Genomic DNA, 11,019 nt, shown 5'->3' with positions numbered 1-11,019 from the left:
CCACCCTCTACAACGGCTATACCGATACGCTCGACAAGATGCTCCGCCGCTTGCGTTATGACCTGTTTTATCTGGAGCACCGTTCATGGGGTTTCGACTGCAAGATACTTTTCATGACGTTTATGAATATTTTGTTTGGGAAAAAATTTTAATGGATTATGATAAATATAGATAAATTTATTAGCGAGAATATAACTTCCCGTTCTGTCAGCATGTTTGTTGCCGATATAAGAGCGCATGAAGCTCAGTTGTTTGAGTCAATACAAGGCAAAAGTGTTTTGGTAATTGGTGGTGCCGGTTCCATCGGCTCTTCCTATATTCGTGCGCTGCTTCCTTTCCAGCCTTCCAAACTTGTAGTTGTTGATTTGAATGAAAACGGTTTGGTTGAGCTGACGCGCGATCTCCGTTCTACTTATGGCATGTATGTTCCTGAGGAATACCGTACTTATACATTAAATTTTTCAGATCCTATTTTTGAGCGGATATTCCGTGAGGAAAAAGGCTTTGATATCGTAGCAAATTTCTCGGCACATAAACACGTGCGTAGTGAAAAGGATAGATATTCTGTAGAAGCGCTGATCGAGAATAATGTCATTAAGGCGAAGCGGCTGCTTGATTTACTGGTCGAATACCCGCCCGAACATTTTTTCTGTGTCTCTACGGATAAGGCGGCCAATCCCGTGAATGTCATGGGTGCCAGCAAGCGTATCATGGAAGACATGATAATGTCTTATACTTCTAAATTCAACGTGACGACTGCGCGTTTTGCCAATGTGGCATTTTCCAACGGCTCGTTGCTTGCCGGTTTTATGGACCGTATGATGAAGAAACAGCCGTTGGCGGCTCCCTGTGATGTGCGCCGCTATTTCGTCTCTCCCGAGGAGAGCGGGCAGATATGCATGCTTGCCTGTATGTTAGGGCATAACGGTGAGATTTTCTTTCCTAAGCTTGAGGAGGAAAAGATGATAACTTTCTCATCCATTTGCGACCGTTTTCTCGGGGCGTTGGGGTATGAAAAGAAAGAATGCGCGGATGAAGAGGAAGCCAAAAGGTTTGCGTCCGAGATGCCGGAGGACAGCAAAACATATCCGGTGGTTTATTTCAAGAGTGATACAACCGGAGAAAAGGATTATGAAGAATTTTATGTTCCCGGAGAGAAACTTGATATGGCCCGTTTCTCTTCTTTAGGAGTAATAGAAGAGGTGGAGAAACGTTCCATGGAAGAGTTAGACCGTTTTTTTGAGGCACTTGAAAGTATCTTTGCCAAGCCCGATTTTACCAAGGAGGAAGTGGTGGCGGAGATTCGGCGCTTCCTGCCTAACTTCAATCATGTTGAGAAAGGAAAGAATTTGGACCAGAAAATGTAACAACCGTATTCAGTGTATATTTATGTATAATAATATAGTAAATTTTATTCATAATCTTTATGATACGGACGAGTTTGTGCCTTTGCACGCTCCAAAGTTTATAGGGAATGAGAAGAAGTATCTGAACGAATGTATTGACACAACTTTTGTTTCCAGTGTCGGCAGGTTCGTAGACCGCTTTGAAGAGGAAGTCGCCGCTTATACCGGCGCCAAGAAAGCGGTCGTGTGTGTCAGTGGCACCAATGCGCTGCATATGGGCATGTTGCTTGCCGGTGTGGAACGCGAAGACGAAGTCCTGACACAGGCGTTGACTTTCATAGCAACTTGCAATGCCATCAGCTATATCGGCGCCCATCCTGTCTTCATAGACGTGGACAAAGACACTTTGGGGCTTTCTCCCAAAGCGGCAAGTGCATGGCTGGAACAGAATGCGGAATTGAGAAACGGCGTCTGTTATAATAAAAAATCCGGCAGGCGTATAAAAGCCTGCGTGCCGATGCATACGTTCGGCCATCCGGTAAGGATAGAGGAACTGTCTGCAGTTTGTGACAGCTGGCATATAGAATTGGTTGAAGATGCCGCCGAAAGTATTGGCAGTTTTTATAAGGGAAAGCACACCGGGACTTTTGGAAAAGTGGGAGCCATCAGTTTTAATGGGAACAAGACCATCACCACCGGCGGGGGCGGCATGCTTTTGTTTCAGGACGAGGAATTGGGGAAACTGGCAAAACACCTGACTACCCAGGCCAAAGTCCCTCATCGTTGGGCTTTTGTGCATGACCATGTCGGCTACAACTATCGCATGCCCAATGTCAACGCGGCTTTAGGGTGTGCCCAACTGGAAAACCTGGAACGCTACGTGCAAAATAAGCGTGAGACGGCCGATATATATAGGGCGTTTTTTGCAACAGTCCCTGATGTGACGTTTTTCACAGAGCCGGAAAATTGTCGTTCCAACTATTGGTTGAACGTGTTGTTGCTTAAGGATAAGACTGCCCGGCAGGCGTTTCTTGAATATAGCAACGAACATGGCGTGATGACCCGTCCTGTCTGGGAACTGATGAACCGGCTGGAGATGTTCAAGTGTTGCGAGACGGATGGCTTGGAAAATACCGAATGGCTGGCTGACAGGATTGTGAATATACCAAGCAGTGTAAGACTGGCAAAATGAGACCTCTGATACTTGTTGGCGGCGGCGGTCATTGCAAGTCCGTTATAGAGGCGGCTGAAAGTGCCGGCTTTACTATTGAAGGCATTCTGGATTTGCCTGAGAATGTAGGGGGACGGATATTGGGTTATCCGGTAATCGGTACCGATGATGATATCCCGCGTCTGGTTTCCGGTTTTGATTTTATAGTAACCTTAGGTTTCATCAAAGACCCGTATTTGCGTATCCGCCTTCATGAGAAGGTAGAGGATGCCGGAGGACGTTTTGCGACCGTAATAGCCTCAACCGCCCATGTCTCCCGGCATGCGATGGTCCGGTGCGGCACGGTTGTGCTTCATCACGCCTGTGTCAATGCGGGCGCCTCGATAGGCAAAGGCTGCATTATAAATACTTTTGCCAACATTGAGCACGATGCTGTCATAGGCGACTATTGCCATGTCTCTACGGGTGCGATGGTCAATGGCGGCTGCCGGGTGGGCGAGGGCACGTTCTTAGGAAGCCAATCTGTCATGGTGAACGGCATGGAGATTGCCGCGGGTTGTGTTATAGCCGCCGGGTCTATGGTGCGTAAGAACCTTTTTCAAAAAGGGGTCTATTCCGGCAATCCCTCCCTTTTAAAAATTAAACTCTGATGAAACACACATTGATTATTGCCGAAGCGGGAGTGAATCACAATGGTTCGATTGTGTTGGCGAAGCAACTGATAGATGCGGCAGCTGATGCCGGAGTGGATTATGTGAAATTCCAGACTTTCAAGGCGAATGACATAGTTACCAAAGCAGCTCCCAAAGCGGACTACCAGCAGCGTAATACTGGTACAAGTGACAACTCCCAATATGCAATGCTCAAAAGGTTGGAGCTGTCTTCTGAACAACATTTTGAATTGTTGGCCTATTGCCGTCAAAAGGGGGTCAAGTTCTTTTCCACGGCTTTTGATCCTTGCAGCATTGATTTTTTGGCTTCTTTACATTTGGGCTTGTGGAAAATACCTTCCGGCGAGATTACCAACTATCCGTATCTGAAAAAGATAGCAGGCTTTCATGAGCCTGTCATCCTTTCGACAGGCATGAGCACCCTTGAAGAGATTGAGTCTGCAATGGGAGTGCTTGTCAATAATGGTTTGCGGAAAGAACAAATCACCGTTCTCCATTGCAATACGGAATATCCTACCCCCATGTGCGATGTCAATCTTTCCGCGATGGATGAAATGCGTCGGCTGTTAGGGGTTGGCATTGGTTATTCTGATCATACACAAGGCATGGAAGTCCCGATAGCGGCAGTCGCTTTGGGGGCGGAGGTAATAGAAAAGCATTTCACGTTGGACAGGAACTTGCCCGGTCCCGACCATAAGGCCTCTCTCGAGCCTCTTGAGTTGAAAGCCATGGTGTCTGCCATACGGAACATAGAACGTGCCATGGGGGAAGGGCACAAAACGGTTTCGTCATCAGAAAAGAGGAATAAGGTTATTGCGCGTAAAAGCATTGTGGCTGCCACATCCATAAGAAAAGGTGAATCTTTCACTGAAGGAAATCTGACTGTGAAACGTCCCGGCACCGGTATCAGCCCCATGCGTTGGCCCGAACTGATTGGAAAAAAGGCGTCCCGTGATTTTGAAAAAGACGAATTGATAGAGTTATGAGAAAGGTTTGTGTAGTAACCGGTACCCGTGCGGAATATGGCCTGTTGAGCGGATTGATGCGCCTTGTTGAAAGGTCGCAAGATTGCCGGTTGCAAGTTGTTGTTACCAATATGCATTTGCTCCCCGAATACGGCAATACCTATCTGGAAATAGAACGTGACGGTTTCCACATTGATGCCAAAGTGCCCATGAAAAAAACTTCGGATGATGCTTATGGGATTATTGACTCCATGTCGGAAGAGATGAAGGGGATGAGTGATGCGTTCCATCGGTTAAATCCTGATGTGGTAGTGATATTGGGGGACCGTTACGAAATATTGATTGCAGCCATTGTGGCCATGTTGCAACGCATCCCTATAGCTCATATTCACGGGGGGGAAATCAGCGAGGGTGCTATCGACGACAACATTCGTCATTCCATAACAAAGATGAGCTCCCTGCATTTTACATCTACTGAGGCGTACCGCAAACGGGTTATCCAATTGGGAGAACAGCCCGGGCGTGTGTTTCATGTAGGTTCTCTCGGTGTGGAGAATTTGAAGCGGGTCCCTTTGATAAGCAAACGGCATTTGGAGGACCAGTTAAATTTTACTTTTGGGAAACATGCCATTTTGGTCACTTATCATCCTGTAACGCTGGGCAATCGTAGCCCGCAAGATGAGATTGGCGATTTCTTGACGGCATTGGATGCCTTTCCTGATTTAAGGGTGCTTTTCACAATGCCCAATTCGGATCAAGGAGGTGACGCGATACGCCAGGCCATTGAAGGTTATTGCAGACGCAACAGTGACCGTTGCAGTTGTTACAGTTCATTAGGCATGCGACGCTATCTTTCTGTCTTGCGCCATGTCACAGCTGTAGTGGGTAACTCTTCCAGCGGATTGCTTGAGGTGCCTTCGGCCCATATCCCGACATTGAACATCGGAGAACGGCAACGAGGCCGGATCCATGGCAGGTCAGTCCTTGACTGCGATAGTGACACTGCTTCAATCATTGCCGGACTGGATACGGTCCTTTCGGATGGTTTCCGTGAGGTTGCGCATGAGGCGGTAAATCCTTATGAGAAAGAAAATACTGCACAGGCCGTTTACGATGTTGTTTCAACATATCCCCTTGATAAATTACGGAGAAAATCATTTTATAATTTGTAGGTATCATGAATATATTGGTTACTATTTGTGCCCGTGGCGGTTCTAAAGGGATTCCCGGGAAAAACATCAAATTGCTCAATGGCAAACCGTTGATAGGTTATACTATTGATATTGCAAAACGTTTTGCGGCAGACATGGACAATGCTGTTGTCGCGCTTTCTACAGATTCAGATGAGATTATCCGGATTGCATCGGATTACGGGTTACAATCCGATTATAAACGTCCTGGTTATCTGGCAAACGACACCTGCGGCAAAATCGATGTTATAAAGGATATCCTGCTTTATTCGGAAGAACGGAAAGGGTGTCTGTTTGACTATGTGCTGGACCTGGACGTAACTTCACCTCTTCGTACTTTAGAAGACTTGAAAGAGGCTTTTAAACAAATTCAGGCGGATGAGAATGCGGTGGACATCTTTTCTGTGAGTGAACCCGGACGCAACCCGTATTTCAATCAAGTGGAACGGAAAGCAAACGGTTATTATGCGCAGGTAAAGAATTTGGCTGATAACGTACTTTCGCGCCAAACTGCTCCTAAAGTTTATGACTTGAATGCTTCCTTCTATTTTTATAAGCGCCGTTTCTTCGACTTGGGATATAACTGTGCCATAACGGACCGTTCATTAATTTATTTGGTGGACCATATCTGTTTTGACCTTGATCATCCTATTGATTTTGAGGTGATTTCTTTCTTGTTGGAAAATAACAAACTTGATTTTTCTTTATGAAAGTGCTGGTTGTAGGGCTTGGTTCCATAGCTAAAAAGCATATCGTTGCATTGCGTCGTATAGACCCGTCGGTTGAACTTTATGCGATGCGTTCAGGAAAGGGAAACAACTCCTTGGATGGAATTACAAATTTATATGATTGGAACCAATTGGCTTCCATCCGGTTCGATTTTGCCATCATTTCCAATCCCACATCGGAACATATACCGGCCATTCGTGAATTATTGCCTTTCAGGTTGCCTCTTTTTATCGAAAAGCCTCTTCATACGGGAGTAATTGATGATGAACTTATTGACGAGATAAAACGATGGGACATTATTACATATATTGCCTGCAACCTCCGTTTCCTTGGATGCCTTCAGGAAGCGGCTGGTATAATCGGGACGCACAGAGTGAATGAAGTAAATGTTTATTGCGGTTCTTATCTTCCTGACTGGCGTCCTCAGATTGACTATCATGCTGTTTACAGCGCTATTCCTGAAATGGGCGGCGGTGTCCACCTTGACTTGATCCATGAAATGGATTATATATATTGGCTGTTCGGCAAACCGCAGCGCACGCACCACGTGTTCACCCATAAATCTTCACTGGATATCCGTGCCTATGACTATGCGAATTATTTAATGGAATATCCGCAGTTCAACGTGAATGTGATATTAAACTACTACCGTCGGGAATATAAGCGTACTTTGGAACTGGTTTGCAGTGACGGGACGTTTTTGGTGGATTTAGCTGCCAATGCCATTACTTGCGGGAATCAAATTCTTTTTTCTTCTGCCAAGGGAATAGCTGATACCTATCTTTCCCAAATGGAATATTTCATAGAGTGTGTATCCCGGCACCGACATACCATCAATGATATGGAAGATGCCAACAATGTATTGAAAATAAGTCTGCAAAATGATATTGAAAGATAAAGTAATAATTATAACAGGCGGCTCCGGGCTGATAGGATGCGAATGTGTGAAAGATGCACGGAAGAAAGGCGCCGTTGTCATCAATGCCGACATTGCCGTGGAAACGGATATTGCCAACGGTACTTATCGCCTTGATATGTCGGATGATGATTCCATAGATTCATTGGTCACGATGGTTTATGAAAAATTTGGGCGTATTGACGGAATGGCTAATGTCGCTTATCCACGTACCAAAGATTGGGGGACTTTTTTTGAGGACATACCTGTGGAATCATGGCGTAAGAATGTGGATATGCAGTTGAACAGCTGTTTTCTGCTTTGTCAAAAGGTCCTCTCTGTCATGAAGGCACAAGGTTTTGGTTCCATTGTGAATTTCGGTTCCATTTACGGGGTTGTTGGAAACGATTTTACAATCTATGAAGGCTATGGGGGCACTTCTCCGGCTGCATATACGGCGGTCAAAGGTGGCATTATAAACTTTTCCCGTTATCTGGCTTCTTATTTTGGTAAATATGGAATACGTGTAAATGTTGTATCGCCCGGAGGTATCATAGACAGGCAGCATCCGTCTTTCATAGAACGCTACTCGGCAAAATCCCCCTTGAAGCGAATGGGACGTCCTGAGGAAATAGCTCCCGCAGTATCTTTTTTGTTATCCGATGATGCGTCATTCATCACCGGTCATAATTTGATGGTTGATGGTGGTTGGACGGCAATTTAAATGGCAATGGATATTGATAATATACATATAATCTCCCAACAGCGGACATTGCTTGACGCACTTAAGCGTATCAATGATATTAGGACTGCTCCTTTGGTCCTTTTTGTTGTGGATGAACAGAACCGCATGTGTGGCACCATCACGGATGGTGATATACGTAGAGCCTTGATAAGAGGGCTGAATGTGGACGATGAAATATTTAAAGGAATGCATCGCAACTTCAACTTCCTCCGTAAAGGAGAGACTGATGATGTGGCAAATTTACACCGCCAGCATGAAATGAAGATGCGGCTGGTGCCTGTTCTTGATGCGGAGGACCGTATATGCGAGATCGTCAATTTAGAGAAATACCGTAACAGACTTCCAGTGGATGCCGTGCTCATGGCCGGTGGAAAGGGGGAACGGCTTCGTCCTTTGACAGAAAAAACTCCAAAACCACTCATCAAGGTGGGAGACAAATGTATCATCGATTACAATATCGACCGCTTGCTTACTTATGGGATAAACCGTATTTCGGTTACTGTCAATTATTTAGGAGAACAGATTGAACGGCATTTCCAGGAAGAGCGGGAAGGGGTGAAAATCGCTACGGTACGTGAGCCCGAATACCTTGGCACCATTGGTAGCATTAAGTTCGTAAAGGCTTTCTATAATGATACAGTGTTGGTAATGAATTCCGATCTTTTTACAAATATTGATTATGAGGACTTTTACCTTCACTTTTGCCAGCATGACGCCGATATGAGCGTTGCCGCTGTTCCTTATGTGGTTAAAGTCCCTTATGGGGTTTTTAACCTTGAAGGCCGTGATATAAAAGGGGTACTGGAAAAACCGACTTACAGTTATTATGCCAATGCCGGGATTTATCTGATTAAAAAAGCATGTCTTGGCCTCATACCTGAAAATGTGTTCTTTAACGCTACAGATTTTATGGATAAATTGATTGCCACCCGGCATAAAGTCATCCGTTATCCCATATCAGGCTTTTGGATTGACATTGGCCAGCACGACGAGTTGGCACGTGCCAAGGAAATGGTAAAACATATAAAGGGCTTTTGAAATCGGAATATAAATAGTTTTTAATCTGGAAAATATGAAATATTGCACTAAATGTGTGATGCCTGACACAAGACCGGGCATTACGTTTGATGAGAACGGGGTCTGCTCCGCCTGCCAAAGTTATGAACATCGAAACTTGGTGAATTGGGAGGAACGCCGGAAAGAATTGGAGCAGCTTTGTAATAAATATCGTGGCATGAACGGCCCAGGCGGCTATGATTGCATGATAGCGGTAAGTGGTGGAAAAGACAGCCATTATCAAGTATATTTGATGAAAGTTATTATGAAGATGAACCCGTTGTTGGTTTCGGTCGAGGACAATATGCCTATGACGGATGCCGGGAAACACAATATCAAAAATATTTGTGAGGCTTTCGGATGCGATTTGATTTCCATGAAGCCTAACATGCAGGCTCAAAAGAAGGTCATGCGTTATACTTTCGAGAAATATGGCAAGCCTACCTACTTTGTCGACAGGTATATTTATACCTATCCTCTTCACATGGCTGTGAAATTTAATATTCCTTTATTGGTTTATGGCGAAAATGTAAGTTGGGAATATGGGGGGATAGGAACGGATAAAGTAGAGACTTATTCGGCTAAAGGACAGATAACAAATGGAGTTGGCGGAGGTATTGATACACAGGAAATCATTGATGCCACCGGCATTAGCGAAAAAGATTTGAACTTCTTTGAACCGCCTACACTACAAGAAATGGAGTATTTGGATCCTATTTATATCAGCTATTTCACTCAATGGAATAGTTTTAAGAACTATGAGATAGCCAAGCGTTATGGGTTCCACGATTTGACTCACGAATGGAATAGAACCCACCATATAGAGCAGATGGACCAGATTGACAGCCGTGCATATTTGGTACATTCATGGATGAAGTATCCAAAATTCGGTCATGCTTCGGCTACGGATTATGCCGCTCGTATGGTTCGCTATGGTATGATAACACGAGAAGAAGCTTTTAAGTTGGTTAAGGAACATGATCATGCCCTTGATCCTTTGTGCGTAAGGGATTTCTGTGAGTTTTTAGGCTATACAGAAACGGAATTTTGGGATATTGTTGATAAACAGTATAATACAGATTTATTTTATAAGGATGAAAAAACATATCGTTGGATATTAAAATAATCAAGATGAATTTATTATTTATATATCGACGTGATATTCACATCGATGATGCAGGAGCCTCTCGAACAATAATATTAAGAGAAAATTTCTTGGCAGCACAGCCTGATATTACGGTATATTCATCTTTTCATCATTTATCTCCTATAGACAATCGTATAATAGAGTTGTCCATTGAAAAATTAACTGCTGAAAATTTAAATGCTTGTATAGTTACACATAAGATTGATATCTTATGTGTACCTGAAGGAGAAATATTGGCCTCATTGGCATGGAAAGCTGTACAAGGAACTTCTTGCAAAATTGTTACAGAATTGCATAATCAGCCTAACTACGCATTGGATATATTACGAACAGGGATTAAATCGCATTTGTTGTATCCAGCGAGTTTTAAAGTAAAGCTGAAAGCTATTATAAAATTAATATTATATCCTATATGGAAATATATACTTGATAGTGTTTCATATAGGCGAAATCGCCAAGCTTATTTTTTAGCAGATAAATTTGTATTATTGTCGGAATCCTTTTTTCAGCCCTTTCAGAGATTTTATAAAGTTGATAAAATTAATATGGTGGCAATAGGTAACCCTTTATCTTTTTCTACAGAAGTTTCAGATGTGGATATACAAAAGAAAAAAAATACTATATTAGTTGTTTCGAGGTTGGAAGAAGGACATAAACGAATAAGTTTAATATTAGAATGTTGGAATAAAGTGGCGGAAGCTAATCCAGACTGGAATTTGCAAATAGTTGGTACAGGAATTGATGAAACTCTATATAAGAAAATGGTTCAAAAATGGAAATTACAGCGAGTTTTTTTTGAAGGTTGGCAATCTCCTGAGAAGTATTATGAGGCAGCTTCTATATTTTTAATGACATCTGTTGTTGAGGGATGGGGAATGACGATTTTAGAGGCTCAACAAAAAGGATGTGTGCCTATTGTTATGGATACGTTTTCTTCTTTATATGATATAGTAAAAAGTGGTTATAATGGATTTATTGTGAAGAATGGAGATATTAATGCAATGGCAAATGAAATACAGACATTGATAAATGATAAAGAGTATCGAGAGCAAATAGCTTTGAATGCAATAAAAAGTACAAGACGTTTTTCTATGAATATTATTG

12 protein-coding genes are annotated in these 11,019 nt (G+C 43.3%); all 12 read left to right on the top strand.

Going from position 1 to position 11,019, the window contains the following annotated elements; genetic code table 11:
• Nucleotides 1-152: sugar transferase (locus QZ327_RS13510; RefSeq protein ID WP_294620135.1), on the top strand; the 152-nt coding region annotated here is incomplete at its 5' end.
• Nucleotides 153-158: 6 nt separating this feature from the next.
• Nucleotides 159-1,367, top strand: a complete 1,209-nt coding sequence (locus QZ327_RS13505) for a UDP-N-acetylglucosamine 4,6-dehydratase (RefSeq protein WP_294620131.1) — start codon at nucleotides 159-161, stop codon at nucleotides 1,365-1,367.
• A 22-nt stretch (nucleotides 1,368-1,389) separates the two neighbouring features.
• Nucleotides 1,390-2,538: a LegC family aminotransferase gene (locus QZ327_RS13500; protein WP_294620129.1), complete on the top strand. Its 1,149-nt coding sequence runs from the start codon at nucleotides 1,390-1,392 to the stop codon at nucleotides 2,536-2,538.
• On the top strand, nucleotides 2,535-3,167 hold the full coding sequence (locus QZ327_RS13495) for an acetyltransferase (RefSeq protein WP_294620128.1): 633 nt from the start codon (nucleotides 2,535-2,537) through the stop codon (nucleotides 3,165-3,167). Before QZ327_RS13500 ends, QZ327_RS13495 begins: the two co-directional genes overlap by 4 nt.
• A complete protein-coding gene (neuB, locus tag QZ327_RS13490; RefSeq protein WP_294620126.1) occupies nucleotides 3,167-4,174 on the top strand; it encodes an N-acetylneuraminate synthase in 1,008 nt (335 codons plus the stop codon). Before QZ327_RS13495 ends, neuB begins: the two co-directional genes overlap by 1 nt.
• On the top strand, nucleotides 4,171-5,325 hold the full coding sequence (gene neuC, locus QZ327_RS13485) for a UDP-N-acetylglucosamine 2-epimerase (RefSeq protein WP_294620124.1): 1,155 nt from the start codon (nucleotides 4,171-4,173) through the stop codon (nucleotides 5,323-5,325). Before neuB ends, neuC begins: the two co-directional genes overlap by 4 nt.
• Nucleotides 5,326-5,330: 5 nt before the next feature.
• Nucleotides 5,331-6,053, top strand: coding sequence for an acylneuraminate cytidylyltransferase family protein (locus QZ327_RS13480; protein ID WP_294620122.1), 723 nt, complete (start codon nucleotides 5,331-5,333; stop codon nucleotides 6,051-6,053).
• Nucleotides 6,050-6,970: a Gfo/Idh/MocA family oxidoreductase gene (locus QZ327_RS13475; RefSeq protein WP_294620120.1), complete on the top strand. Its 921-nt coding sequence runs from the start codon at nucleotides 6,050-6,052 to the stop codon at nucleotides 6,968-6,970. The genes QZ327_RS13480 and QZ327_RS13475 overlap by 4 nt, the downstream gene beginning before the upstream one ends.
• Nucleotides 6,954-7,691 (top strand): SDR family oxidoreductase, encoded by a 738-nt coding sequence (locus QZ327_RS13470; protein WP_294620118.1) that lies wholly within the window; start codon nucleotides 6,954-6,956, stop codon nucleotides 7,689-7,691. Before QZ327_RS13475 ends, QZ327_RS13470 begins: the two co-directional genes overlap by 17 nt.
• Nucleotides 7,692-7,703: 12 nt before the next feature.
• On the top strand, nucleotides 7,704-8,750 hold the full coding sequence (locus QZ327_RS13465) for a nucleotidyltransferase family protein (protein ID WP_294620133.1): 1,047 nt from the start codon (nucleotides 7,704-7,706) through the stop codon (nucleotides 8,748-8,750).
• Nucleotides 8,751-8,784: 34 nt separating this feature from the next.
• Complete coding sequence (locus QZ327_RS13460; RefSeq protein WP_294620116.1) at nucleotides 8,785-9,894, top strand: N-acetyl sugar amidotransferase; 1,110 nt, start codon at nucleotides 8,785-8,787, stop codon at nucleotides 9,892-9,894.
• Nucleotides 9,895-9,899: 5 nt separating this feature from the next.
• The coding region (locus tag QZ327_RS13455) for a glycosyltransferase (protein ID WP_294620114.1) at nucleotides 9,900-11,019 on the top strand (1,120 nt) is incomplete at its 3' end.

The organism is uncultured Bacteroides sp. (genome assembly GCF_910578895.1).
GTDB lineage: Bacteria > Bacteroidota > Bacteroidia > Bacteroidales > Bacteroidaceae > Bacteroides.
The sequence above is the reverse complement of the archived record's forward strand: the minus strand, read 5'-3'. Positions and strand labels throughout refer to the sequence as shown.

Bases quoted from the DNA above. Each gene is read 5' to 3' on its own strand.
- neuC (WP_294620124.1), top strand. From the start codon at position 4,171: ATGAGAAAGGTTTGTGTAGTAACCGGTACCCGTGCGGAATATGGCCTG.
- QZ327_RS13470 (WP_294620118.1), top strand. From the start codon at position 6,954: ATGATATTGAAAGATAAAGTAATAATTATAACAGGCGGCTCCGGGCTG.
- QZ327_RS13475 (WP_294620120.1), top strand. From the start codon at position 6,050: ATGAAAGTGCTGGTTGTAGGGCTTGGTTCCATAGCTAAAAAGCATATC.
- QZ327_RS13500 (WP_294620129.1), top strand. From the start codon at position 1,390: ATGTATAATAATATAGTAAATTTTATTCATAATCTTTATGATACGGAC.
- QZ327_RS13460 (WP_294620116.1), top strand. From the start codon at position 8,785: ATGAAATATTGCACTAAATGTGTGATGCCTGACACAAGACCGGGCATT.
- QZ327_RS13505 (WP_294620131.1), top strand. From the start codon at position 159: ATGATAAATATAGATAAATTTATTAGCGAGAATATAACTTCCCGTTCT.
- QZ327_RS13480 (WP_294620122.1), top strand. From the start codon at position 5,331: ATGAATATATTGGTTACTATTTGTGCCCGTGGCGGTTCTAAAGGGATT.
- QZ327_RS13495 (WP_294620128.1), top strand. From the start codon at position 2,535: ATGAGACCTCTGATACTTGTTGGCGGCGGCGGTCATTGCAAGTCCGTT.
- neuB (WP_294620126.1), top strand. From the start codon at position 3,167: ATGAAACACACATTGATTATTGCCGAAGCGGGAGTGAATCACAATGGT.